Source organism: Clavibacter zhangzhiyongii (assembly GCF_014775655.1).
GTDB classification, from domain to species: Bacteria; Actinomycetota; Actinomycetes; order Actinomycetales; family Microbacteriaceae; genus Clavibacter; species Clavibacter zhangzhiyongii.
In genome coordinates this window covers 2,547,521-2,573,365 of sequence record NZ_CP061274.1, presented here as the reverse complement: position 1 = coordinate 2,573,365, position 25,845 = coordinate 2,547,521, and the positions used below count along the sequence as shown (strand labels likewise).

At 73.1% G+C, this 25,845-nt stretch carries 19 protein-coding genes and 1 pseudogene; 13 read left to right on the top strand and 7 right to left on the bottom strand.

The genetic code is table 11. The features are described 5' to 3' along the window. Positions 1–23: 23 nt before the first annotated feature. The gene (locus H9X71_RS12130; protein WP_280527971.1) at positions 24–1,619 is read right to left on the bottom strand and encodes a S1C family serine protease; all 1,596 of its coding nucleotides are present in this window, start codon (positions 1,617–1,619) and stop codon (positions 24–26) included. A gap of 130 nt (positions 1,620–1,749) precedes the next feature. Between H9X71_RS12130 and H9X71_RS12125 the strand changes: the two genes are divergently transcribed. Both H9X71_RS12125 and H9X71_RS12120 read left to right on the top strand, forming a co-directional pair. Then, complete coding sequence (locus H9X71_RS12125; protein ID WP_244961610.1) at positions 1,750–2,220, top strand: hypothetical protein; 471 nt, start codon at positions 1,750–1,752, stop codon at positions 2,218–2,220. Positions 2,221–2,267: 47 nt separating this feature from the next. Beyond that, the gene (locus tag H9X71_RS12120) at positions 2,268–3,260 is read left to right on the top strand and encodes an aldo/keto reductase (protein WP_191147325.1); all 993 of its coding nucleotides are present in this window, start codon (positions 2,268–2,270) and stop codon (positions 3,258–3,260) included. Positions 3,261–3,326: 66 nt separating this feature from the next. On the opposite strand, the gene H9X71_RS12115 is transcribed toward H9X71_RS12120, so the two are convergent. Together H9X71_RS12115 and H9X71_RS12110 are read right to left on the bottom strand one after the other, a co-directional pair. Beyond that, positions 3,327–3,791, bottom strand: coding sequence for a hypothetical protein (locus H9X71_RS12115; protein ID WP_191147324.1), 465 nt, complete (start codon positions 3,789–3,791; stop codon positions 3,327–3,329). Positions 3,792–3,888: 97 nt separating this feature from the next. Then, entirely contained in the window at positions 3,889–5,100 is a 1,212-nt protein-coding gene (locus H9X71_RS12110) for an MFS transporter (protein WP_191147323.1), read from the bottom strand. Between the two features lie 363 nt (positions 5,101–5,463). Between H9X71_RS12110 and H9X71_RS12105 the strand changes: the two genes are divergently transcribed. From H9X71_RS12105 to H9X71_RS12090, 4 genes are all read left to right on the top strand, one after another. Then, entirely contained in the window at positions 5,464–7,965 is a 2,502-nt protein-coding gene (locus H9X71_RS12105) for a ribonucleoside-diphosphate reductase subunit alpha (RefSeq protein ID WP_191147322.1), read from the top strand. Between the two features lie 162 nt (positions 7,966–8,127). Then, positions 8,128–9,123 carry a ribonucleotide-diphosphate reductase subunit beta gene (locus H9X71_RS12100; RefSeq protein WP_012039117.1) on the top strand — a complete coding sequence of 332 codons (996 nt, stop codon included), beginning with the start codon at positions 8,128–8,130 and terminating at the stop codon, positions 9,121–9,123. Positions 9,124–9,273: 150 nt separating this feature from the next. Beyond that, entirely contained in the window at positions 9,274–9,810 is a 537-nt protein-coding gene (locus tag H9X71_RS12095; protein WP_191147321.1) for a GNAT family N-acetyltransferase, read from the top strand. A gap of 28 nt (positions 9,811–9,838) precedes the next feature. Then, entirely contained in the window at positions 9,839–10,687 is an 849-nt protein-coding gene (locus H9X71_RS12090) for a sulfurtransferase (protein WP_191147320.1), read from the top strand. An 18-nt stretch (positions 10,688–10,705) separates the two neighbouring features. Here H9X71_RS12090 and H9X71_RS12085 read toward each other — a convergent pair whose 3' ends face one another. Further along, complete coding sequence (locus tag H9X71_RS12085) at positions 10,706–11,872, bottom strand: PP2C family protein-serine/threonine phosphatase (RefSeq protein WP_191147319.1); 1,167 nt, start codon at positions 11,870–11,872, stop codon at positions 10,706–10,708. Positions 11,873–12,029: 157 nt separating this feature from the next. Beyond that, positions 12,030–12,266: pseudogene (locus H9X71_RS15115) on the bottom strand (DUF3418 domain-containing protein); the annotation flags it as partial. A gap of 1,124 nt (positions 12,267–13,390) precedes the next feature. Here H9X71_RS15115 and H9X71_RS12075 point away from each other — a divergent pair. Genes H9X71_RS12075 through H9X71_RS12065 form a run of 3 tightly spaced genes read left to right on the top strand, consistent with a single transcriptional unit; the run spans position 13,391 to position 14,952 of the window. Beyond that, entirely contained in the window at positions 13,391–13,987 is a 597-nt protein-coding gene (locus tag H9X71_RS12075; protein WP_191147317.1) for a hypothetical protein, read from the top strand. Beyond that, on the top strand, positions 13,984–14,160 hold the full coding sequence (locus H9X71_RS12070; RefSeq protein WP_191147316.1) for a hypothetical protein: 177 nt from the start codon (positions 13,984–13,986) through the stop codon (positions 14,158–14,160). The genes H9X71_RS12075 and H9X71_RS12070 overlap by 4 nt, the downstream gene beginning before the upstream one ends. Before the next feature lie 30 nt (positions 14,161–14,190). Continuing rightward, entirely contained in the window at positions 14,191–14,952 is a 762-nt protein-coding gene (locus H9X71_RS12065; protein ID WP_191147315.1) for a hypothetical protein, read from the top strand. 303 nt (positions 14,953–15,255) lie between these two features. Here H9X71_RS12065 and hrpA read toward each other — a convergent pair whose 3' ends face one another. Further along, entirely contained in the window at positions 15,256–19,074 is a 3,819-nt protein-coding gene (hrpA, locus tag H9X71_RS12060; protein ID WP_191147314.1) for an ATP-dependent RNA helicase HrpA, read from the bottom strand. Positions 19,075–19,212: 138 nt separating this feature from the next. Here hrpA and H9X71_RS12055 point away from each other — a divergent pair, with 138 nt between their 5' ends. From H9X71_RS12055 to H9X71_RS12040, 4 genes are read left to right on the top strand one after another with little or no spacing between them, the layout of a single operon-like run. Further along, on the top strand, positions 19,213–20,805 hold the full coding sequence (locus H9X71_RS12055) for a long-chain-fatty-acid--CoA ligase (RefSeq protein ID WP_191147313.1): 1,593 nt from the start codon (positions 19,213–19,215) through the stop codon (positions 20,803–20,805). Further along, a complete protein-coding gene (locus tag H9X71_RS12050) occupies positions 20,802–21,644 on the top strand; it encodes an aldo/keto reductase (RefSeq protein WP_191147312.1) in 843 nt (280 codons plus the stop codon). Before H9X71_RS12055 ends, H9X71_RS12050 begins: the two co-directional genes overlap by 4 nt. Before the next feature lie 58 nt (positions 21,645–21,702). Further along, on the top strand, positions 21,703–22,869 hold the full coding sequence (locus H9X71_RS12045; protein WP_191147311.1) for a magnesium and cobalt transport protein CorA: 1,167 nt from the start codon (positions 21,703–21,705) through the stop codon (positions 22,867–22,869). Positions 22,870–22,909: 40 nt separating this feature from the next. Beyond that, positions 22,910–24,817: a thioredoxin domain-containing protein gene (locus H9X71_RS12040; RefSeq protein ID WP_191147310.1), complete on the top strand. Its 1,908-nt coding sequence runs from the start codon at positions 22,910–22,912 to the stop codon at positions 24,815–24,817. Positions 24,818–24,853: 36 nt separating this feature from the next. Here H9X71_RS12040 and H9X71_RS12035 read toward each other — a convergent pair whose 3' ends face one another. Beyond that, on the bottom strand, positions 24,854–25,828 hold the full coding sequence (locus H9X71_RS12035) for a 5-dehydro-4-deoxyglucarate dehydratase (protein WP_191147309.1): 975 nt from the start codon (positions 25,826–25,828) through the stop codon (positions 24,854–24,856). Positions 25,829–25,845: the final 17 nt, after the last annotated feature.

Sequence of the window (25,845 nt, the reverse complement as noted above, 5' to 3'; positions counted from 1 at the left end):
GTCGTCGTCGCGCGGGGAGCGGATCAGCTCACGGGGCCCTCGGTGAGGGCGACCGTGCCGGTCTTCGCGGCACCGGCCGCGGTGGTCCAGCCGAGGCTGACCGAGTCGCCCGGCTCGTGCGCGGAGATCGCGGCGCTGAGGTCGGACGCTGAGGTGACGGCCTTCCCGTCGACCGAGGTGACGACGTCGCCCTGGGCGAGGCCGGCCTTCGCGGCGCCGGATCCGTCGACCACGCCCTGCACGGGCGCCCCCGGGACCTTCGCCGCCTCGTCGGCCAGCAGCACGCCGAGGAACGCCGGGTAGCCGATCTTCACGGTGCCCGACTCGACGCCGCTCTCGATCTGCTTCGCGATGCCCATGGCCGTGTCGATGGGGATCGCGAAGCCCGAGATCTGCGCGGAGCCGGAGGACGCGGCCGTGTCGATGCCGACGACCTCGCCCTCCGCGTCGACCAGGGGCCCGCCGGAGTCGCCGGAGACGATGGGCGCGTCCGTCTGGATGAGGTCGGTGAGCGTCTCGCCCGCGGCCGTCCCCTCGGACTTCGTCGTGACGGTCTGGCCGAGCGCGGTCACCTTCCCGGCGGCCGCCGTGAGCGTCCCGGTGCCGCCCGCGTTGCCGACGCCCGTGACGGCCTCGCCGACCTGCACGCCGTCCGCGTCGAGCTTCGCCGGGGTGAGGCCCGAGGCCCCCTCCAGCTTCAGCACGGCGACGTCGTTCGTGGCGTCGGTGCCGACGACCTTCCCGACGTACTCCTTGCCGGTCGACTCCACCGTGACGCGGATGCTCGTCGCGCCGCTGACCACGTGGTTGTTGGTGAGGATCGTGCCGTCGGACGACAGGATGATGCCCGTGCCGGCGCCCGCTGCGTTCTGGTACGTCAGCGCGGAGTCGATGGTGACGACCCCGGCGGTCTGGGCCGCGTCCGCCGCGGGGGAGGTGGCCGAGGTGCCGGCGCCCGTGCCGTCGCCCGACTGCCGGCCGGATCCGGGGCCTTGCTCAGCGCCCGATCCCTGCCCGGAGCCGCCGCGGCCGAAGCCCTGGCCTGGCGTGAACGAGCCCGGGTCGAGGACGCGGGTGTCGCCGGAGGGGGCGGCGGATCGGCCGAAGTCGGCCAGGAAGCCGACCGCGGTCCCGCTGCCGAAGGAGAGGAGGAGCGCGAGGGCGGAGGCGCCGGCGATGAGGCCCGTGCGCAGGCCCCTGCCCATGCGCTTCGCCGGGACGGGGTTCCCCGCGGCGTCGACCGCGAGCGGGCGGCCGAAGGGGTCGGTCGCGGGGGCGGGCCAGGGGGATCCGGCCGGGGCGCCGGCGTGGGCGGCGGTCGGCTGCGCGGCGGTGGGGGCGCCGGCGCCGACCGCGGGGCCGGCGGTGGCGTGCGCGTCGGTCGGGGCGGTCCACGCGGCGGCGGCCGGTGCGGCGGGAGCGGTCGGGCCGTCGACCGCCGGACCGGCGGGGGCGGGCCAGGCGTCGCGTGCGGCGGGAGCGGCGGGCGCGGCGCCGGCCGAGGTCGGCGTCGCGGCGGGGGCGTCGGCGGGCGCGGGGGCGTCGGAGCCGGTCGAGCGGATGTCGTCGGTGGGGGCCTCGTCCGGACGTCCGGTCGGCTCCTGGGGTGTCTCGTTCATGACGGGTCCTTCGTGTCTCGGGTGCCCGGTGGGGGCATGAGGAGATCCCACCGGGCATCCCTATGAGCACCCCATGACGAGCACGAGCGTCCGCCATGCATCCCAGCCGGCCGGGCGTAGCGTTGCCGGCATGACGCGGAGGTCGGACGACGACGGCGAGCCGCCCGCGGTGGATCCCCGGTACGACCCCGAGTTCCAGCGGGCGGCGGATGCCGGTGCGCCTCGGCCCGAGGATCCTCCGGTGGCCGCGGTGGCCGCGCACGGGCAGGCGCCGGCCGGGCGGCAGGCGCCGCCGCCGCCGCAGCTAGAGCCGCAGCCGCCGCCGCCGCGCCGCGGTCCCGGCCGCGTCGTCGTCGCCCGCTGGCTCGCGCCGGTCCTCTGGGTCCTCGCCGTCGCGTTCCCGGCCGCGGGCCTCGGCGTCCGCGCCATCGCCGCGCGGATCGCGACGTCCACGGAGTACTCCAGCTTCGGCGCGCCGCTCGGCGACCGCTGGCTGCTCGACCTCGCGCCCCTGCTCGTGGCCCTCGCCCCGGGGATCGTCGCGGGCGGACCCGTGGCCGTGATCGCGGCGCTGGCCGTGCACGCCCTCCGTCGCCGCTGAGCCCCCGGGTCGGTCGGCCGCGGTCCCGGCCCGCGTAGGCTCGGCCCATGGAGCAGAGAAGCCTCGGCAGGACCCATCGGAACGTCTCGGTCATCGGACTCGGGACCTGGCAGCTCGGCGGGGACTGGGGTGACGTCGCCGAGGACGACGCGCTCGCGGTGCTCGACGCCGCGGCCGACGCGGGCATCACCCTCTTCGACACGGCCGACGTGTACGGCGACGGCCGCAGCGAGACGATCATCGGATCCTGGCTCCGCGCCCACCCCGACTCCGGCGTCACCGTCGCCACCAAGATGGGCCGCCGTGACGCGCAGGATCCCGCGAACTTCACCCTCGACCGCTTCCGCGAGTGGACCGACCGCTCGCGGCGGAACCTCGGCGTCGACACCCTCGACCTCGTCCAGCTGCACTGCCCGCCCACGCCCGTCTTCTCCAGCGACCGCGTCTACGACGCCCTCGACGAGCTGGTGGCCGACGGCGCCATCGCGTCCTACGGCGTGAGCGTCGAGACGACGGACGAGGCCCTCCTCGCGATCGCGCGCCCCGGCGTCGCGAGCGTGCAGATCATCCTCAACGCCTTCCGCCTCAAGCCGCTCGACCGCGTGCTGCCGGCCGCCGCGGACGCGGGCGTCGGCATCATCGCGCGCGTCCCGCTCGCGTCCGGCCTCCTCAGCGGCCGCTACTCGGCGGACACGACCTTCGCGGAGACCGACCACCGCAACTACAACCGCCAGGGCGAGGCGTTCGACGTGGGGGAGACGTTCTCCGGCGTCGACTACGAGGAGGGCGTGGCCGGTGCCCGCGAGTTCGCCGCCGCCGCGCACGAGGCCGCGCCGGACCTCACGTCGGCCCAGGTCGCGCTGGCGTGGATCGTGCAGCGCGAGGGCGTCTCCTCGGTGATCCCCGGTGCGCGCAACGCGGAGCAGGCGCGCGCCAACGCGCAGGCCGGCGACGCCCCCGCGCTCGGCGACGTCTTCGAGCGCCAGGTCGCCGACATCTACGACCGGCGCTTCCGCGCGGTGGTGCACCCGCGCTGGTAGCCCCACCCGGACGGACGACGGCCCCGGTCAGCGATGCTGACCGGGGCCGTCCCGCGTGCGGATCCGCTACTGGAGCGAGTCGCAGGCGCTCGAGAGGCTGGTGCGGAGCTCGTCGGGCAGCGGCTTGCCGACCAGCGCGGCCATCTGGTCCGCCCCGGCGTTGATCTGCTGCCCGTACTGGTCGGCGTTCGGCACGCCGCTGTTCTGGGCCTCGGTGGCGAGGTCGCGGTACGCCTGGACGTCCGACTCCTCGATGGCGTCCTTGTCCTTGAGCCCGCACGTGAAGTCGCGGACCTTCGCGAGCGTCGCCGCGTCCGTGCCGCCGGCGGCGGATCCGCCGTCGCCCTCGGCGGTCGCCTCGGGCGTGGGGGTCGCGGCCTCGGCGGGCGCGGAGGCGGAGGGCGTGGGCGTCGCGGCGTCGTCCGCGGCGGGCGAGCTGCAGCCGGCGAGCGTGAGGCCGAGGACGAGGCCCAGGCCGGCGATGCCGGCGCGGAGTCGACGCGTGAGCAGGGGGCTGTGCGGAGAGGTCATGCCCTCACACTATCCACGGCGGCCGGGCGGGTTTCTCCGGGGGCGGAGACTCGGGGGCGCGGACGCGCGCGACCGCCGGCCGCGACCGGCGCGGCCGTCAGGTCATGACGGGGACGGGCTCCGTGTCCGGGATGGGGCCAGCGTCGCGGCCGCGGAGGTCGGGGCTGTGCCGGTGGAAGACCGCGGCGATCGCGGCGCCCGCGGCGAGCAGCGCCGCTGCCACGACGAACGCGCCCTGCGCCCCCTGCGCGTCGATCACGAAGCCGGCGGCCGCCGATCCGAGCGCCGCTCCGATGAGCTGCCCCGTGCCGACCCAGCCGTAGGCCTCCGCGGTGTCGCTGAAGCGCACGGAGGAGGACACCACCGCGAAGAGCACCGCGAGCGCTGGGGCGATGCCGACGCCGGCGATGAAGAGGAAGACGGAGAGCCAGGCGAACTGCATCCACGCGGCCGCCAGCGCGGTGCCGACGAGGATGATCGTCATGCGCCGGGCCATGGCCCACGGGCTGATGGGGATGTGGCCGAGCGCGAGGCCGCCGATGAGCGAGCCGACCGCGAAGATCGCGAGGACGAAGCCCGCCTCCGGGCCGCCGTGGCCGTAGACCGCGACGACGCCCGCCTCGATGGCCGCGCAGGCCGCGATGAGGAGGAAGCCGACGACCGTGCTGAGGAGCACCGGCGGGCGTCCGAGGACCACGCCGAACCGGCGCTTGCTGCGGGGGATGCGCACGCGGCCGAGCTCGGGGGAGGAGATGAACCACGCGCCGCCGCCCACGAGGAAGGCCGCGGCGACGAGGATGCCCGCGCTCGTGTCGACCTGGATGGCGAGGAACGTGGCGATGACCGGCCCGAGCACCCAGATGATCTCCTGGGCCGACGCGTCGAGCGAGAAGAGCGGGGTGAGCTGCTTGGAGTTGACCATCTTCGGGTAGATGGTGCGGACGGCCGGCTGCACCGGCGGGTTCGCGAGCCCGGCGAGGAGGCCGAGCCCCATGAACGCGGGGACCGACGTGCTCGCGTCGCCGAGGGCCACGGCCACCACGGCGACCGTGCACACGGCCGACGTGAGGATGAGGACCGGGCGCATGCCCCACACGCCCATCCACCGGCTCGTGAGGGGGCCGGCCACGGCCTGGCCGATGCTCGTCGCGGCGAGCACGAGGCCGGCCGCGCCGTACGACTCGTGGATCCGCTCGACGTGCATGAGGAAGGCCAGCGAGAGCATCCCGCCGGGGAAGCGCGCGACCAGCTGGGCGGCGATGATCCGGCCCACGCCGCGGGTCTTGAGGAGGCTTCCGTACGTGCTCACGAGGGTCAGATCCTACCGTCCGGCCGGCCCCCTCCTGCAGCCCCGGGCGCCACCGGACAGCGATGTCGGGAGGGCTCCGTAGCCTGTGGAACATGTGGATAAGTCCGCCGAGTTGTCCACACCTGTGGACGACACGCCCACTACATATGGGGTTGGTCCTGGCCGGGGGCCCGCATATATAGTGATGGAGACGGCAGAGGCCCCCGGTCGTCCCGGCTCCACGGAGCGGGCGCGGAGGGGCCGGCCGAGCATTTCCCCTGGTGAGGCACAGGACGCGGCGGGCAGGTCCCGCATCGCATCGCCGCCGACCCCGGGACAGTCCGCCGCCGATCAGCGCGGACGACGAAGACGACGAGGAGCAGAGTGTCCATCACCGTAGTGAAGCGCGACGGCACGCGGGAGCCGTACGACGCGAACCGCATCAACCTGGCCATCGAGGACGCCACGCAGGGCCTCGACGAGAACATCGGCTGGGTCACGCAGATCGCGTCCGAGCTGGAGATCACCCTCTTCGACGGGATCACCACCCAGCAGCTCGATGAGGCCGTCATCCAGGTCGCGCTCCAGAACGTGAAGGACGACCCGGCGTTCGACACCGTCGCCGCGCGCCTCCTCCTCAAGACCATCTACAAGCGCGTCCTCGGCGACTACTCGTCGCCCGAGGAGCTCAAGCGCCTCCACGCGGAGCACTTCGCCCGCAACATCCAGCGCGGCGTCGACGAGATGCTCCTCGACTCCCGCCTCGTGCAGCTGTTCGACCTGGAGCGCCTCGCCCAGGCCCTCGAGCCCGCGCACGACGAGCTGCTCAAGTACATCGGCGTCGTCACGCTGAACAACCGCTACGGCATCAAGGGCCGCAACGGCGACGCCCTCGAGGTGCCCCAGTACTTCTGGATGCGCATCGCGATGGGCCTCACGCTCAACGAGCAGGACCCCACCTCCACCGCCATCGCGTTCTACGAGAAGATGTCGAAGCTCGAGTACCTCGCGGCCGGCTCCACCCTCGTCAACGCGGGCACCATCTACCCGCAGCTCGCGAACTGCTTCGTCATGGAGATGCAGGACGACATCGAGCACATCGCGAAGACCACGCGCGACGTCATGTGGCTCACGAAGGGCACGGGCGGCATCGGCCTCTCCGTCTCGAAGCTCCGCGCGCAGGGCTCGCCCATCCGCTCGAACAACACCACCTCCACGGGCCCGATCCCGTTCATGCACACCATCGACTCGGTGCTCCGCGCGGTCAGCCGCGGCGGCAAGAAGTTCGGCGCGCTGTGCTTCTACATGGAGAACTGGCACCTCGACTTCCCCGAGTTCCTCGACCTGCGCCAGAACTCGGGCGACCCGTACCGCCGCACCCGCACCGCGAACACCGCGGTGTGGATCAGCGACGAGTTCATGAAGCGCGTCCAGAACGACGAGGACTGGTACCTCTTCGACCCGCTGGAGGTCTCCGACCTCAACGAGCTGTACGGCAAGGCGTTCTCCGAGCGCTACGCGTTCTACGTCGGCGAGGCCGAGGCCGGGCGCATCCGGATGTTCAAGCGCATCAAGGCGCGCGAGCAGTTCAAGTCGATCCTCATCTCGCTCCAGACCACCAGCCACCCGTGGCTGACCTGGAAGGACACGATCAACAACCGCGCCCTGAACAACAACACGGGCACGATCCACCTCTCGAACCTCTGCACCGAGATCACGCTGCCGCAGGACGAGGACAACGTCTCCGTCTGCAACCTGGCGTCCATCAACCTGTCGCAGCACTTCTCCGACGGGAAGATCGACTTCGCGAAGATCGAGCAGAGCGCACGCCTCGCGGTGCGCCAGCTCGACAACCTCATCGACATCACGCGCTCCAGCGTGAAGGAGGCGGACTTCTCCAACCAGCAGAACCGCGCGGTGGGCCTCGGCGTCATGGGCTTCACCGACGTCGTCGAGAAGCTCGGCTTCTCGTACGAGTCCGAGGAGTCGTACGACCTGATCGACGAGATCATGGAGCACGTCTCCTACGCGGCCATCGACGAGTCGGCCGACCTGGCGCAGGAGCGCGGCGCGTACCCGAACTTCGCGGGCTCGCGCTGGTCGGAGGGCCTCGTGCCGCTCGACTCGATCGCGCTCATGGAGGCCGACCGCGGCGTGCCCGTCAAGGTCAACCGCACCACGCGCCTCGACTGGGACGCGCTGCGCACGAAGGTCAAGGGCGGCATGCGCAACGCGACGCTCATGGCGATCGCGCCCACCGCGTCCATCGGCCTCGTCGCCGGCACCACGCCGGGCCTCGACCCGCAGTTCTCGCAGATCTTCAGCCGCTCCACCTCCTCGGGCAAGTTCCTCGAGGTCAACCGGAACCTGGTGAAGGACCTGCAGGAGCTCGGCATCTGGGAGACGGTGCGCGAGAACATCCTGCGCAGCCAGGGCGACATCCAGGGCATCGCCGCGATCCCGGACCACGTCAAGGCCACGTACCGCACGAGCTTCCAGCTCTCGCCGTACGCGTTCCTCGAGGTCGCCGCACGCGCGCAGAAGTGGATCGACCAGGCCATCAGCCGCAACATGTACCTCGAGACGCGCGACCTCGGCGACATGATGGACATCTATTTCGCCGGCTGGGAGCGCGGGGTCAAGACCACGTACTACCTGCACATGAAGCCGCGCCACACGGCCGAGCAGTCGACCGTGAAGGTCGACAAGTCGCAGGACGCCGACGGCACCAAGCGCAAGGGCTTCGGCGGATTCGGCGGCGGCGCTCCCGCGGTGGCGCCCGCGTCGGCCCCCGCGTCCACCGCGACCGCGGACGCTCCGGCGCCGCAGGCCGCTCCCGCGCCCCGCAAGGGCTTCGGCTTCGGTGGAGTGGGAGGTGCACGCTGATGAACGACGACACGTTCGGCGACTACGTCGTCCCCATGGACCCCATGGACGAGCTCCAGTGCGACTCCTGCCAGTAGGCGGGACCCCCTAGCAGCATCGTCGCGGCGCACTCGGCCGCTCCCACCCGCACCACCACGCACGTCACCCGGAGAGAAGAAGCAGATGTCGAAGATCCTCGGCACGGGAATCCAGGAGGGCCTCCTCCTCAAGCCCGTCAACTACCAGTGGGCCATGGACCTGTACGACCAGGCCGTCGCCAACACGTGGTTCCCCAACGAGATCCAGCTCGGTGAGGACATCGCGGACTTCAAGAAGATGACGGACGAGGAGCGCCACGCGATCACGTTCCTCATGAGCTACTTCAACCCGAACGAGCTGCTGGTGAACAAGGCGCTCGCGTTCGGCGTCTACCCGTACATCAACGCGCCGGAGTGCCACCTCTACCTGGCGAAGCAGATGTGGGAGGAGGCGAACCACTGCATGTCGTTCGAGTACGTCCTCGAGACGTTCCCGATCGACCGCGAGGCCGCCTACAACTCCCACGTCGACATCCCGTCGATGGCGCGCAAGGAGGAGTTCGAGGTCAAGTTCATCAAGCGCATGACCGAGCAGACCCTCGACATCACCACCACTGAGGGCAAGAAGGACTTCGTCCGAAACCTCGTCGCGTACAACGTGATCCTCGAGGGCATCTGGTTCTACTCGGGCTTCATGGTGTCGCTGTCGTTCCGCCAGCGGAACCTGCTGCGCAACTTCGGCTCGCTCATGGACTGGATCGTGCGCGACGAGTCGCTGCACCTCAAGTTCGGGATCAACCTCATCCTCACGGTGCTGGAGGAGAACCCCGACCTGCAGACGGAGGAGTTCGCCGCCGAGATCAAGCAGATGATCCTCGACGCCGTCGAGATGGAGGAGCAGTACAACCGCGACCTCCTGCCGAACGGCATCCTCGGCCTCAACGCGAACTACATCAACCAGTACGTGAAGTACCTGGCCGACCGCCGGCTCGAGGAGCTCGGCTTCGAGGCCGAGTACAAGGTCTCGAACCCGGCGAAGTGGATGGCCACGGCGAACGACACGCTGCAGCTCGTCAACTTCTTCGAGTCGACCAACACGTCGTACGAGTCGAACGCGTCCGCCACGGTCGGCGCCAAGTAGCACCGACCGCCGCGCCACGCGGCACCGCACGACCCGACGCCGCCCGCGCCGCGCATCCGACGAGGATGCCGGTGCGGGCGTCGTCATGCCCGCCCGGGCCACCGCCCGCATCCACCCGCGTCATCACCGTCACCGCCATCGAGAGGGCCCATGGACCAGCAGCACGACACCGCCCCGCGTCACCTCGCCCGCGACGGGCGGGCGTACCGCACCGAGGTGGTCGGGTGGGACGACCCGCGGGGCGCCCGCGTCCGCCGCGCCATGGAGGACGAGATGGACGTCCGCTACGAGGGCCGGCACGCGGACGACCCCGACTGGCCCGCGAAGGCGGCGGCCGCGTTCGCGCTCGACCCGGCGGACGTCGAGGCCGTGGTGCTGCTCGTGGCCGAGGGCGACGACCGGGAGGCGGCCGCGCACGGCGTCATCCGGCGGCTGGGCGGCGAGCTGGAGCTGAAGAAGGTCGTCGTGGATCCTGCGCACCGCGGCACGGGCCTCGCGCGCGTGCTCATGGCGGAGCTCGAGCGGGTCGGGCGGGAGCTCGGCGCGCCGCGGCTGATCCTGCAGACGGGCGACCGGCAGCCGGACGCCGTGCGGCTCTACGAGACCGCGGGCTGGCTGCCCATCGACGTGTACCCGCCCTACCTCCCGGTCACGAACTCGATCTGCTTCGAGAAGCCGCTGGGCTGAGGGCGGGCGACGCTGGGACGATGGGGTGATGGACATCCTCATCACGCCGGCCGAGCTCGACGACGCCCTCCGCACCCGCGACGACGTGCGCGTTCTCGACGTGCGCTGGTCGCTCGGGGGTCCGCCCGGCCGCCCGCTGCACGAGGCCGGGCACATCCCGGGCGCCGTCTACGTCGACCTCGACGCGGAGCTCGCCGGGCACGGCGCTGTCGAGGACGGCCGGCACCCGCTGCCCGCGGCCGCGGACCTCGAGCGCGCGGCGCGCGGCTGGGGGATCCGGCAGGGCGACGCGGTGATCGTGCACGACGGCGGCGGCAACATGGCGGCCGCGCGCGCCTGGTGGCTGCTGCGCGACGCCGGGATCGCCGACGTGCGGCTCCTCGACGGTGCCCTGCCCGCCTGGGTCGCGGCCGCGCTGCCGCTGGTGACGGGATCCGTCACCCCCGAGCCGGGCGACGTGACGCTCACCCGCGGCGCGCTTCCGACCGTCGACGAGGACGGCGCCGCCGACCTCGCCCGCACGGGCGTCCTCCTCGACGCCCGCGCGGCGGAGCGCTACCGCGGCGAGGTCGAGCCGGTGGATCCGCGCGCCGGCCACATCCCCGGTGCCCGGAGCGCGCCGACCGCCGAGACGGTCGACGCGACGGGCGCGTTCCTCCCCGCGGGCGCGCTGCGGGAGCGGTACGCGGCGCTGGGGATCCGGCCGGGGGAGCCCGTGGGCGTCTACTGCGGGTCCGGCGTCACGGCCGCGCACGAGATCGCGGCGCTCGCGATCGCGGGGATCGACGCGGCCCTGTACCCGGGATCCTGGTCGGCCTGGTCGAACCGGCCGGAGCTGCCGGCGGCGACGGGCGCGGCTCCGGCCGGCGACCGCTGATCAGGCCAGGTCGCGTGGTCAGGCGGGGTCGCGCCGGACGGCGATGACCGTGCAGTCGTCGGGCTGGCCCGCCGGCGTGAGCTTGACGAGCGCGTCGACGAAGCGCTGCGGCGAGGCGTGCCGCGCCATGAGGCCCGAGAGGTACGCGTAGGTCGCCTCCTCGTCGTCGAAGAAGTCGAGGAGGCCGTCGCTGAAGACCACGAGGCTGTCGCCCGGCTCCAGCCGCACCGACTCCTCCTGCCACGCGTCCTCCGCCTCGAGCCCGAGCGGGAGGTGGCGCCCGTGGAGGCGCACGGCGCTGCCGTCGGAGCGGATGAGGAGCGACAGCCCGTGCCCGGCGTCGACGTAGGTGAGGACGCCGGTCGCGACGGCGAGCCGGGCGTGGAAGACCGTGCTGAAGGACCCGGCGGAGGAGAGGTCGTCGACGAGCGCGTCGGCGGCGCGGACCATCGTGCTGCGGACGCCGTGCGTGCGCGACGCGAGGCGGATGCTGGCCCGCACGCCGGCGGCGAGGATCGCGGCGCCGACGCCCTTGCCCATCACGTCGGCGAGCGTGAGGCGGAGGTCGTCGCCCTCGAGGAACCAGTCGTGCACGTCGCCGCCCACGACCTGCGCGGGGATGCTCGTGCCCGCGATCTCGTAGCCGTCGAGGTGCGGGGCGGCCTTCGGCGAGAGGGCGCGGGCGACCTCGGCCGCGCGCTGGCTGTCGGTCTCGCGCGCGAGCTCCTCGGAGAAGAAGTCGCCGATGAGGGCGAGGCGCGCGCGGTCGGACGTGCCGAAGGCGCGGGGCGCGGTGTCGGCGACGAAGAAGACGCCGAGGACGTTGCCGTCGGCCGCGCGCAGCTGCTGCGCCGCGTAGAAGCGGATGCCGAGCGCGCCCGTGGCGCTGGGGGAGGAGGCGAGCCGGGGATCGTCCCGCGCGTCCTCGACGACGAGCATGCCGTCCGCGCCGAGGGCCGCCTCGGTGAAGGTGCCGTCGCGCGCCCAGCGCGGGCCGGGCAGACCGAGGCTCGACTTCATCCAGATGGCGTCGGCGCCGATGATGCCGATGCCCGCGATGGGCACGCGGTAGAACTCGGCGATCATCATCGTGATCCGGTCGAAGCGCGTCTCCGGACGCGAGCCGAACACGTGCAGCGACTCGAGCGTCTCGAGGCGCTGGCGCTCGCGGAGATCGGCGTCCATGCGGTCCCCCTGTGCGCTCGCGCCCTCGTGCGGATCCCCCGATCCGCGCGTCGCACGACCGGCCGGAGCCGTGACGCGCGATGCCCCAGTCTACGCGCCTGAGGAAATAGGGAGCGCCGAGCGCCGAGCGCCGAGCGCCGTCGCCCGGAGGCGCGCCTCAGCCCGCGAGCACCTTCCGGATACGCTGCAGCGACACCGGCTCGGCCGTCGGCAGGTGCTGCGCGAAGAGGCTGAGGCAGAGCTCCTCGAGCATCCAGCGCGCGTGCACGAGCGATTCGGGCGCGTGCGGCGCCGACGGGATGACGCCGCCGGCCTCTCCCGCGTGCTCATGGCGGGGCTGGAGCGCGTGGCCCGCGAGCGCGGCGCGCTTCGGCTGATCCTGCAGACGGAGGATCGGCGGCCCGACGCGATCCAGCTCCACGCGACCGCGGGGTGGCTGCCCATCGACGTGCACCCGCCGTGCATCCCGGTGACGAACTCCGTCTGCTTCGAGAAGCCGCTCGTCTGACGGCGTCGCCCGGCCGGACGGGGCGAACGCCTGCGGGCATGGTCGGTCGATGATCCTCATCGCACGGGGGTCGAGCCGGTGGAGCCGAGGACGGCGGTTCGTGACGTCTCCGGGAATCCTCCGTCATCCACACGGAATCCTTCTCGCTATCTCCCCTCTCGGCCGTGCTCGGGTCCGGGAAACGGCGCGCGGGCGGGCATCGGTTTCCGCACGCGCATCCCGCCACGAGCGTCGAGCGCATTCCGCGCCGATCGCGCGAGGGCACCAGGCGTCTTCTCGAACGTGCGCCGGGGCGGAGGTCGAGGTGGATGCGAGATGAGCGCGCGGCATCTCCTCCTGCATCAGCGACTCGGGGCGGCGTGCCCCAGTTCCGGGGTCGCCACCGCCGTTGATCGGCTCTTTGCCTCACCTCCCTCCGCTCTCCTCTCCCAGGAGGGCGGCAGGAGCACGGTTCCCCGGGTATCGCGTTCGCGACACCCGGGGCCCCTTACCTCGCTCAGCGCGATCCGCTTCAGCCCGTCACCCATTGCCCACGGAAAATGGATCACCTACAGTGGGCGAACACGTGATCACGGGGATTCACGTGATATGGCATTCCTTTGCCGGCAGCGCGTGATCATTCGGGGGGATGATGATCGACTCGACCGTGGAATCGGAAGCCGGGGCTGCTGGCTCCGATCACCGACGCGGCGCGCGCGACGTCCTCCGGGAGGGGTCGACGGCCGGGGGGACAGCCCGCGGACCGCGGGATCGCGCCGCCACGCGGCCGCTGCGCGCGCCGACCACTCGGCTCTCCGCGAGCGTCCTCCGGAGACAGGAGAGGCCGTGCTGAGGGTGCTCGGCCTGCGGGACGGCACCGTGCCCCCACCATCGCCCCCGACCACGAGGCCCCCGCGTGCGACGTGCCCCCGCTCGCCCGCCGGGATGCCGCCCCGCGAGAGCGGGGAGATCCCCATCACCCGCCCGCCGGCCGTGACCGATCCACCCGCTGCACCCCAGGAGGTACGACCGTGATCGTCGCCATCATCATCGCCTGCGAGATCGGCTTCTGGCTCATCCTCGCGGCCGGGCTCGGCGCCCGGTACGTGCTGCGTCAGCGCGTCCTCGGCGCCGTGCTCCTCGCATGCGTCCCCGTGGTCGACCTGATCCTGCTGGTCGCCGCGACGATCGACCTGCGCAACGGGGCGACGGCCGACTGGACGCACGGCCTCGCCGCGGCGTACCTCGGGCTGTCCATCGTCTTCGGGCACTCCATGGTCCGGTGGCTCGACGCGCGCTTCGCGTACCGCTTCGCCGGCGGGGAGAAGCCGACGCCGCCTCCCCGCACCGGCCGCGCCCGGACGCGTCGGGAGTGGAAGGCATGGGTGATGACGATGGTCTCCTGGGCGATCTCGTGCGGCCTCCTCGTCGCGGCCATCGCCTACGTCGGCGACCCTCCGCGGACCACCGCCCTGGAGGAGTGGATCGGCAGGTTGACCATGATCCTGGCCATCCTCACCATCTTCCCGGTCGGGTGGACCATCTGGCCGGGCCCCGAGCCCGACGAGGCGACGGCGGGACACGACGCCGTCGACGTGCGCCAGGACGAGGGGACGGCAGCCCGATGAGCAGGCAGAGCAGGGCGGCCTCCCGGGCCGCGCGGACGCCCGTCCTCGACCTGACCCGCATCGGCATCGGGGCGCATCCGGCCGAACCCACGTCGCCGCCGGCGAGCTGGAGCGGCATCCGCGCCTCGGCCCACACGATCGTCAAGGCCAACCGCGCCTGGCAGGCGATCTAGCACTTCCCCATCGGCCTCGGCGTCGGGCGGATGGACCTCAGCCGCCTGCGGGCGGTCGGCCTGGTCGTCGCGTCGTCCGTCTACGCGTGGGACGAGGCCGCCGAGGACGACAAGGCGGCCCTCCGCGACACCGCGCACACCCCGTACGCGCACGTGCTCATCGGCCTGCTCCAGGACCTGGGCGTCGACACCCCGGCGAACCGGTCGGAGATCGCGGGCATCGAGCGCCTCTTCGAACTCGAGCTCGCGGCGGCGAAGGGGGAGGGCGACCCGGTCGCCGTCTGGAAGGAGCTCTCCCGGTTCCGCTCCGCGGACATCCGTCTCCAGCTGCGCATCCAGCTCGACCTCCTGGGACGGGATCAGCACGCCCTCGTGGACTGCCTCCGTCCCGTGCTCGAGGTCCTCGAGGTCGTGGACGACCTGCAGTCGATCGAGGAGGACCGTCGGAGCGGGTCGTTCAACACGTACCTGTTCCTCCGCCGGCGGCTCGGCGGGGAGGAGGCCCAGGCCGAGCTGGACCGGTTCGCGCGCGCATGCACGCGCGACTTCAGGGAGCTGGCCGGCAAGCTCGGCGAGGACGACCAGCGACAGCTGGCGATCACGCTCCTGCGGCCCCAGACCATCGCGCAGTACGCCGTCATCCGCCGGCTCGTCCGCCTTCCCCTGCCGCTGCTCCGCGTGATGCTGACGCGCGAGGTCCTCGAGCCTCTGTCGGCCCCCTTCGGGTTGTTCTGGTCCCAGCCCGCGTTCGAGGAGGATCGGGGTCGGAGTCCCCTCGCCGTCGGGCCGTGACGGCACCCTGCGTCTCGCTCGGCGCCGTCCGGCAGCATCACCGCATCCGGGAGGCCCTGCTCGTCGACGTCCTCCCCGGGCGCTGCGCACGCTCAGCGCGCCTCGCTGATCCGCGAGCTCCCGCCGGGGTGCGCCCTGCAGGGCGAGGCGCGGGTCCGCATGCTGCCACGACTCGTCCACGCAGGACTTCCCGTGCTCGACGTGGCGGACACCCGGCCGACTCTCCCGCACGGCCTCCCCGCGCGCGGCGGGGGAGACGCCTTCCACTCGGACACGGCCGCGCCCGCGCGGGGGTCGCGCGCCTCAGCTCGCGAGCACCTTCCGGATCCGCTGCAGCGACACCGGCTCGGCCGTCGGCAGGTGCTGCGCGAAGAGGCTGAGGCGCAGCTCCTCGAGCATCCAGCGCGCGTGCACGAGCGACGCGGGCGCGTGCGGCGCCGACGGGATGACGCCGCCGGCCTCGCGGTAGAGGTCGGTCGCCTTCTGCACCTCGGTCATCCACGCGCGGTCGCGGGCGGGCTGGTCGGGGAGGCGCTGCACGCGGTGCGTGAGGCCCGAGAGGTAGGCGGGCAGGCGCTGCAGGCGCGCGAGGCCGGTGGCCGAGACGAAGCCCGGGTGCACGAGACCGGCGAGCTGTTCCCGCGCGTCGGTGAGCGCGCCGATCAGCTGCATGCTCGTGGCCTGCTTGATCGCCCGCTCGGCGTCGCGCGCGCCCGTGAGGATCCGGTTGACGAGCGCCACGGTGTCGAACATGGAGTCCATGACGACGCCGGAGACGCGGTCGCGCGCGGTCTCGAAGAGCTCCTTGGAGTAGATCGCGCCGCCCGGGGCCACGCGCTCGAGCACCTGGTCGATCGCGGCGAGCAGGCAGTCGTCGAAGAGCGCCTGCACGTTCGGGTACGGGCTCGTCGCGAGCATGAGCTTCTCCTGGCTCGTGAGGTGCTGCTTCACGTAGGCCGAGGGGTTGGCGATGGCGAGGACGAGCAGGCGCCGCACGCCGCCGGGCATCGCGCGCGCCTGGTCCTCGGCGGTCGCCATGAGGCGGATCGCGACGGTGGATCCCTCGTCGACGAGGGCCGGGTACGCGCGGATGACGTGCCGGCTGTCGCCCGTGCCGCCCTGCGCGGTGTCGACGAAGCGGGGCAGCTCGTCGAGGTCCCACGTGGTGAGGCCGGTGCGCTCCATGCCGCGGGTCGCGGATCCGGTCGCCCCGGCGACGCGCTCGACCGGCCGGGCCGTGGCCCGGGCGACGCTGTCGCGGGCGCGGCTGGAGAGCCGGGCCTGCAGCTCGGTGAGGTCGCGGCCGGCGGCGACCTCGCGGCCGCGCTCGTCGACCACGCGGAACGCCATGCGCAGGTGCGCGGGGATCCGGTCGAGGTCGAAGTCGTCGTCGGCGACGCGCACGTGCGCCTTGCGCATGATGAGGCCCGCGATGGTGGTGGTGAAGGCGACGGGGTGCTGCGGATCCGGTTCGGGCAGTCCCTCGAGGAGCCGGTCGGCCCAGTCGGCGGCCGGCACGACGTTCTTGCGGAGCGCCTTCGGCAGGGCCTTGATCATCGCGGTGACGAGGTCGCGCCGCATGCCCGGCACCTGCCAGTCGAACCCGGCGGGGCTGAGGCGGGCGAGGAGCGCGAGCGGCACCTGCACGGTCACGCCGTCGTCGGGCGCGCCGGGCTCGAAGCGGTAGGTGAGCGAGAGGCGCTGGTCGCCCTGCTGCCAGGTGGGCGGGAACGCGGCCTCGTCGACGTCCACCGCGTCCTCCGCGAGGAGCTCCTCGGCGGTCATGGTGAGGAGGTCGGGCGTCTCCTGCCGGGCCTTCTTCCACCAGCCCTCGAAGGCGCGCGTGGAGGCGACGTCGCGCGGGATCCGCTTGTCGTAGAACTCGAAGACGGCCTCGTCGTCGTTGAGGATGTCGCGGCGGCGCGTGCGCTCCTCCACCTCGGCGAGCTCCTCGCGGAGCCTCCGGTTGGCGCGGTCGAACGCCTGCTGCGACTCCCAGTCGCCCTCGACGAGCGCGTGCCGGATGAAGAGCTCGCGCGCGTACGCCGGGTCGATGCGGGAGAACTGCACGCGGCGCTTGAGGATGATCGGCACGCCGTAGAGCGTCACCCGCTCCCACGCGACGGTCGCGCCCTGCTTCTTCTCCCAGTGCGGCTCGCTGTGCGTGCGCTTCACGAGGCCGCCCGCGATGGGCTCGGCCCACGCGGGGTCGATGGCCGCGTTGGTGCGCGCGAACAGGCGGCTCGTCTCCACGAGCTCGGCGCTCATGATCGCGTCGGGCTGCTTCTTCGCGAGCGCGGACCCCGGGAACACCACGAACCGCGCCTGGCGCGCGCCCACGTAGTCCTTCTTCTGCGCGTCCTTCAGCCCGATGTGGGAGAGGAGGCCCGCGAGGAGCGACTTGTGGATCCCGTCCGGGTCGGCCTTCGGCTCGTTCATCTGCAGGTCGAGGGGACGGGCGAGCTGGCGCAGCTGCCGGAACACGTCCTTCCACTCGCGCACGCGCACGTAGTTGAGGAACTCGGCCTTGCACATGCGGCGGAACGCGCTCGAGGAGAGCTCGTCCTCCTTGGCCTCGAGGTGGTTCCAGAGGTTGAGGAGCGTGATGAAGTCGCTCGTGGGATCCACGAACCGCGCGTGCTGCTGGTCGGCCTGCGGGCGCTTCTCGAGCGGGCGCTCGCGCACGTCCTGGATGGTGAGGCCGGCGACGATGATCATCACCTCGCGGCTGACGCCGTGCTTGCGTGACTCGACGACCATGCGCGCGAACCGCGGGTCGATGGGCAGGCGCGACAGGTCGCGGCCCACCTTCGTGAGCGCCGGGGTGCCGTCGGGGGAGCGGACGACCGCGCCGAGCTCGGTGAGGAGGTCGACGCCGTCCTTGATGCCGCGCGAGTCCGGCGGCTGGAGGAACGGGAACGCGGCGATGTCGCCGAGGCCGAGCGACACCATCTGCAGGATGACGGCCGCGAGGTTGGTGCGGAGGATCTCCGGCTCCGTGAACTCGGGCCGCCGGAGGAAGTCCTCCTCGGAGTACAGGCGGATCGCGATGCCGTCGCTCGTGCGGCCGGACCGCCCGGAGCGCTGGTTCGCGGACGCCTGCGACACGGCCTCGATGGGCAGGCGCTGCACCTTCGAGCGCACCGAGTAGCGGGAGATGCGGGCCGTGCCCGCGTCGATCACGTACTTGATGCCGGGCACCGTGAGGCTCGTCTCAGCGACGTTGGTGGCGAGCACGATGCGACGGCGCACGCCCGCCCGCGTCGACGGCTGGAAGACGCGGTGCTGGTCGGCGGAGGAGAGCCGGCCGTAGAGCGGCAGCACCTCGGTGTGCGGGAGGTTCCGGCTCCGGATCGCGTCCTCGGCGTCGCGGATCTCGTTCTCGCCGCTCAGGAACACGAGCACGTCGCCCGAGGACTCGCCGGCCAGCTCGTCGAGCGCCGCGTTGATGCCCTCGAGGTAGTCGCGGTCGTCGGCCGGGCGCTCGAGGGGCGCGTCGGCGAGGTCGTCGTCCTCGCCCGCGACGGCGGCCTCCGCCACGAGCGGCCGGTAGCGGATCTCCACCGGGTACGTGCGCCCCGAGACCTCGACGATGGGGGCGTCGCCGAAGTGCTTCGAGAAGCTCTGCGGGTCGATGGTGGCCGACGTGATGATGACCTTGAGGTCGGGCCGGCGCGGCAGCAGCTGCTTGAGGTAGCCGAGCAGGAAGTCGATGTTGAGGCTGCGCTCGTGCGCCTCGTCGATGATGATCGTGTCGTACTTGCGGAGCAGCCGGTCGCGCTGCAGCTCGTTGAGGAGGATGCCGTCGGTCATCAGCTTGATGCGGGTGTCGGCCGAGACCTTGTCCGTGAAGCGCACCTGGTAGCCGACGAGCTGGCCGACCTCGCCGCCGAGCTCCTCCGCGATGCGCTCCGAGATGGTGCGCGCCGCGAGCCGGCGGGGCTGCGTGTGGCCGATGCTCTCGCGGCCGAGCTCGAGGCAGATCTTCGGCAGCTGCGTGGTCTTGCCGGAGCCGGTGGCGCCGGCGACGATGACGACCTGGTTGTCGCGGATGGCCTCGGCGATCTCGTCGCGCATCCGGCTGACGGGGAGCTCCGGCGGGTACGCGATGCTGAATTCCATGCTGGTTCCATCCTATCCGCGGGCCGTCCGGCCGCCTCGGCGCCGGTCGCGGTGGATATCGTCGTGGGAAGGCGCCGGCCACACCGGCGCGCGGGCGGCACCGCCTCCCGAGTCGACGACGACCGACGGGATCCGCCCATGACCTCCGACACGCCCCTCCTCCCCGAGCACGACCGCGAGCAGGCGGGGACCGGGTTCTCCTCGGTCTCGGTCGCCGCGATCCTCGCCGAGTCCGCCGAGCGCCACGCCGACCGGGTCGCCGTGGTCGTCGGCGACGTCTCCACCACCTACCGGGAGCTGTGGGACGAGACCCGCGCGTACGCGGGCGCGCTCGCCGCCCAGGGCGTGGGGGAGGGCACGCGCGTCGCGATGCTCATCCCGAACGTGGCCGACTTCCCGCGCGTCTACTACGCGGTCCTCGCGCTCGGCGGCGTCGTCGTGCCCGTGCACGCGCTGCTGAAGGCCGAGGAGATCGCCTTCGTGCTGCGGGACTCCGGATCCGCGCTCCTCGTCTGCGCCGGGCCGCTGCTCGCGCAGGGCGCGCAGGGCGCGGCGCTCGCCGAGGTGCCGGTCATCAGCGTGCTGGTGCCGGCCGCCACCGAGGGCGGGCCCGACCGGCTGGAGGAGCTGGCCCAGGCCGCGACGCCGATCCGCACCTACGTGCCGCGCCGGCCGTCCGACACCGCGACCATCCTCTACACGTCCGGCACGACGGGCCAGCCGAAGGGCGCCGAGGGCTGCCACCTCGCGCTCGTGATGCAGGTCGACGTGCTCCTGCTCGACACCTTCGACCTGCGCGTCGGCGACCGGATCCTCGGCTGCCTGCCCCTGTTCCACACCTTCGGCCAGACCTGCACCATGAACGCGTCGTTCCGGGCGGGCGCGACCATCGTGATGGTGCCGCGCTTCGACGGCGACACCGCGCTCGCGCTCATGGTCGAGCACGAGACGCAGGTGTTCATGGGCGTGCCGACCATGTACCACGCGCTCCTCGCGGCGGCCGCGCGGAACCCCGCCCGTCCGCCCCTCCGATACGCGATCTCGGGCGGCGCCGCGATCCCCGTCGCCGTCATCGACGCGTTCCGGGAGGCGTTCGCCGCCGAGATCCACGAGGGCTACGGCCTCACCGAGACCTCGCCCGTCGCGTCGTTCAACCACGTCGGCGTCCAGGCGCGGCCCGGCACCGTCGGGAAGCCGATCTGGGGCGTGCGGATCGAGATCGCCGACCCCGAGCACGAGGACCGCGTGGAGCTCGTCGAGCGCGACGTGCTCGGCGAGATCGTGATCCGCGGGCACAACCTCATGAACGGCTACCTGCACCGCCCCGAGGACACGGCGCGCGCGGTCGTCGACGGCTGGTTCCGCACGGGCGACCTCGGCACGATCGACGAGGACGGCTACATCCGCGTGGTCGACCGGACGAAGGACATGATCCTGCGCAACGGCTACAACGTGTACCCGCGCGAGGTCGAGGAGGTGCTCGCCCGGCACGACGCCGTCGCGCAGTGCGCCGTGTTCGGCGTGCCGCACGAGGAGCACGGGCAGGAGATCGTCGCGGCGATCGTGGCGAAGGCGGACGCGACCGTCGACGCCGAGGAGGTCGTCGCGTACATGCGCGAGCGCATCGCCTCCTACAAGTACCCGCGGCGGGTCGAGGTGGTCGAGGCGCTGCCGCTCGGGCCGAGCGGCAAGGTGCTCAAGCGGGAGCTCGTCGAGCGGTTCGGCGCATGAGCGGGCCGGCCATCCGCATGCCCATCCCGTCGGTGCCGATGGGCGACGGGATCCCGATCCCGCAGTTCGGCGTCGGCACCTACAAGGTGTCGGACGCGGACGCCGAGCGGATCGTCGCCGAGGCCCTCGAGGTCGGCTACCGGCACATCGACACGGCCGCCATGTACGGCAACGAGGAGGGCGTCGGGCGGGCGATCCGCGCGTCCGGCATCCCGCGCGACGAGATGTTCGTCACCACAAAGGTCTGGAACGACGACCACGGTCGCGACCGGGCGCGCGACGCGATCCGCCGGAGCCTCGACCGGCTGGACCTGCCCGCGGTCGACCTGCACCTCATCCACTGGCCGGCCGCCGAGCGCGGCCTCTACGTGGAGACGTGGGAGGCGCTCGCCGAGGCGCGCGAGGAGGGCCTGACCCGCTCGATCGGGGTCTCCAACTTCCTCGTGCCGCACCTCGAGGCGCTCGCCGCCGTCGGCCTGCCTGCGCCCGCGGTGGACCAGATCGAGCTGCATCCGCGGCACCAGCAGCGCGAGACGACCGCGTACCTCGCCGAGCACGGCATCACGGTGCAGGCCTGGAGCCCGCTCGCGCGCGGGGCCGTCGCGGACGCCGACGTCGTGCGCGACGCCGCCCGCGCCCACGACCGGACGGACGCGCAGGTCGTGCTCCGCTGGCACGTGCAGCGCGGCACGGTCGTCTTCCCCAAGACCACGCGACGCGAGCGTCTCATCGAGAACGCCGACGTCTTCGACTTCGCGCTGACCGACGAGGAGATGGCGGGGATCACCGCGCTCGAGGCCGCGGGGCGCGTGGGCAGCCACCCGGACCAGGTGGTCTGAGCGGGCCGCTCCCCAGCCGCCGTGGGGCGGCGCGGAGGCGTCATGTCCGCCGGGTACGGTGTCCGTCATGTCCCAGCACCGCATCCGCACGCGCTTGAAGTCCGTGGTCGCCCGGGGCGTCGCGCCCCTCGGCGGGAGCGCCGGCAGCGTCGCGAGGTCGGATGCGGACGGGGTCGCGCACGGCGCCCCCGGCGGCCCGCGCCGCCCGAGCCTCGTCGACAACGGCGTGTACGTGGACGGCTGCCGCGTCGCGAGCCCCGCGACCCTCGCCGACACGTTCCGCGAGCTCGACGAGAGGCCCGACGCGATGGCGTGGATCGGCCTCTACCGCCCCACGGTCGAGGAGCTGCAGGCGCTCGCCGAGGAGTTCGACCTGCACGAGCTGGCGGTGGAGGACGCGATCCAGGCCCACCAGCGCCCCAAGACCGAGCGCTACAGCTCGACGCTCTTCACCGTGCTGCGCGCCGCCCGCTACGTGGACGAGCGCGAGGAGGTGGAGTTCGGCGAGCTGCACGTGTTCCTCGGCCGCAACTTCGTGATCACCGTGCGGCACGCCGAGTCGCCCGACCTCTCGGCCGTCCGCACCCGCATGCAGGAGCGGCCCGAGCTCCTCGCGAACGGCCCCGAGTCGGTGCTCTACGCGATCCTCGACGCGGTCGTCGACGGCTACGCGCCCGTCGTCACGGGCCTCGCCAACGACATCGACGAGATCGAGGACCAGGTGTTCGACGGCGACCCGGCCGTGTCCCGACGCATCTACGAGCTCAGCCGCGAGGTCATCGACTTCCAGCGCGCGGTGCGCCCGCTCACCGGCATGCTGCAGCAGCTGCAGGCCGGATCCGGCAAGTACCGCGTGGGGGAGGAGCTCCAGCAGGCGCTCCGCGACGTGGCCGACCACGTCATCGTCGTCAACGAGCGCGTGGAGGAGTTCCGCGTGCTGCTGCGCGACATCCTCACGGTGAACTCCACGCTCGTCGGCCAGCGCCAGAACGAGGAGATGCGCGAGCTCAGCGAGTCGAGCAACCGGCAGAGCGTGGAGACCCGCAAGATCTCCGGCTGGGCGGCCATCCTCTTCGCGCCCACGCTCGTCTCCAGCGTCTACGGCATGAACTTCGACCTCATGCCCGAGCTGCACTGGGACTGGGGCTACCCCTTCTCCCTGGTGCTCATGCTCGGCGTGAGCGGCGTGCTCTTCGGCATCTTCCGCAAGCGCGACTGGATCTGACCCGGGCCCGTCCTCGCGCCCCGCGCGTAGCGTGGACGGCATGCCCAACCGCCTCGCCGACGCCGTCAGCCCCTACCTCCTCAGCCACGCGGACAACCCGGTCGACTGGCGGCCGTGGGGCGAGGAGGCCTTCGCGGAGGCCCGGCGCCGCGACGTGCCCGTGCTCGTCTCGGTCGGCTACGCGACCTGCCACTGGTGCCACGTCATGGCGCGCGAGACGTTCTCCGATCCGGCGCTCGCGTCGCGGCTGAACGGGGGGTTCGTCGCGATCAAGGTCGACCGCGAGGAGCACCCCGAGGTGGACGCGGCGCTCATCACCGCGGCGGGCGCCTTCACGGACCAGCTGGGCTGGCCGCTCAACGTGTTCACGACCCCGGAGGGCCGCACCTTCCACGCGGGCACCTACTCGCCGCCCGAGCCGCGCGCCGGGCACCCGTCGTTCCGGCAGGTGCTCGACGCGGTCGCCGACGCGTGGGCCACGCGACGCGACCAGGTGGAGCAGGGCGCGGGGCAGCTGCGCGCGGCGATCCGCGAGGCCTCGGCCCGCGGCGCGGTCGCCTCGCCCCTGCCGGACGCCGCCGCCCTCGACCGCGTGGCCGCCGAGCTCGCCGGGTTCGAGGACCCGGAGCACGGCGGGTTCGGATCCGCGCCCAAGTTCCCGGTCGCGCCCGTCGTGCTGCTGCTCGACACGCTCGCGACCTCCGGGGTCCTCGCGCCGGAGCGCGCGCAGGCGACGGGCGCGCTCGTGCGCCGCACGCTCGACGCGATGGCGGGATCCGACCTCCGCGACCCCGTCGAGGGCGGCTTCTTCCGCTACTCCACGCGCCGCGACTGGTCCGAGCCCCACTACGAGCGGATGCTCTACGACAACGCCCTGCTCCTCGACGCGTACGCGCGCGCCGGCGACGAGGAGGTCGCGGCGGGCATCGTCGCGTTCCTCACGGGAACGCTCCGCCGGGCGTCCGGCGGGTTCGCGTCGGCCCAGGACTCCGAGAGCACGGTCGGCGGGGAGCGCGTGGAGGGCGGGTACTACGCGCTCGACGCCGCGGGCCGCGCCGCCGAGGAGCCGCCCGCGGTCGACGGCAAGGTGCTCACCGGCTGGAACGGGCTCGCGATCGGGGCGCTCGCCCGGGCGGGGCGCGCGTTCGGCCGGCCCGCGTGGATCCGGGCCGCGCGCGACGCCGCCGACATGCTGCTCGCGGAGCACGTGCGCGGCGACGGATCCCTGGTGCGCGCCTCCATCGACGGCCGCATCTCGCCTGCGGTCGCCACGCTCGAGGACCACGGGATGCTCGCCGACGGGCTCCTCGCGCTCGCGCTCGCCACGGGCGACGTCGGCTACGCGCTGCGGGCCCGCGGGATCGTCGACGCGCTGATCGCCGCGGCCGACGCCGACCCGCAGCCGGGCGCGGCCGGGTTCCGGGTGCCGACGGGCGCGGATCCCGTGCTCGCGGGCTTCGGCCTCGACCTCGCGTCCGACCCGTCCGAGGGCGCGTACCCGTCGGGCCTCACCGCCGCGTCGTCGGCCGCGCGCGTGCTCGGGCAGCTGACGGCGGATCCGCGCTACGAGCGGGCGGCCCGCGCCGCGCTCGCGACGGTGGCGGCGGGCGGCGCGACCCGGCCCATCGCGTTCGGCGGCGCGCTCGAGCAGGCGGTCGCGATCGACGCGGCCGCCTTGCAGCTCGTGGTGGTGCTGCCCGACGGCGCCGACCCCGCGGGCGACCCGCTGGCCGCCGTCGCGCGCGGGCGCATCCGACCGCCGCACGTGGCGCTCGTGGTCTCGGAGGGCGGAGCGCGCGAGTGGGCGGATGCGGGCCTCGAGCTGCTCGCGGACCGCACCGCGGCATCCGCCGCGACCGCGTACCTGTGCGCCGACTTCGTCTGCCGCCTCCCGGTCACGACCGCGGATGCGCTCCGGGCGCAGCTCGCCGAGGATCCGGCCGCCTGACCCGCGGACCGCGGACGCCGGCTCCCGGGCGCACGCTCAGGCGACCAGCTCCTCGCCGCGGGCCAGGATCCGCTCGAGCGCGGCGAGCTGCGCGGGGGACGGGTCGACGAGCGGCGCCCGCACGGATCCGACCGGCACGCCGCGCAGCCGCAGCCCCGCCTTGACGAGCGACACCGCGAACCCGGGCGTCTCGTCGCGGAGGCGCACGAGCGGCGTGAAGAACCCGTCGAGGAGCAGGTGCTGCGTGTCCTCGTCGTCGGCCAGGAGCGCGGCGTGGAAGGCGAGCGCGATCCGCGGTGCCATCGCGAACACGGCGGACGAGTAGAGCGGCACCCCGATCGCGCGGTAGGCGGCCTGGCTCGCCTCCGCGGTCAGCATCCCGTTGAAGAACCGCACGTCCGACCGCCCCGCCCGGCGGGCCGCGAGCACGAAGCGCTGCATCTGCGCCATGTCGCCCACGCCGTCCTTGATCCCGGCGAGGGTCGGCAGCCGCAGCAGGCGCTCGACTGCGGCGTCCCCGAGCGTCGCGCTGCCGCGGTGGTAGGCGATGACGGGCAGCGGCGTCGCCCGCGCGACCGCCTCCACGTACGCGGCGACGCCGTCCTGCGGCCCGGTCACGAGGTACGGCGGCAGCACCAGCAGGCCGTCGGCGCCCGCGTCGGCCGCGATCCGCGCGCACCGGCGGGCGTGCCCGAGGGGACCTCCCGCTCCCGCGATCACGAGGTGGCGGCCTCCGGCGGCGGCGACGGCCACGCGCACCGCCTGCGCGTACTCGTCGACGTCGAGCGCGTGGAACTCGCCCGTGCCGCACGCGACGAACGCGGCGCCCGCCCCGGCGGCGAGCCCGTCGGCGACATGCCGCGCGAGCACGTCCTCGTCGACCCGGTCGGCCGCGTCGAAGGGCGTGACCGGGAAGAAGAGGACGCCCTCGAGCGGCGGGAGCGGGTGGTGCCCGGCCGGCGCGGCGCTCGTGGCCGGCGCGTCCGTCGTCGGGTCGGCTGTCTCGGTCATGGCTGCCCCGTCGCGTC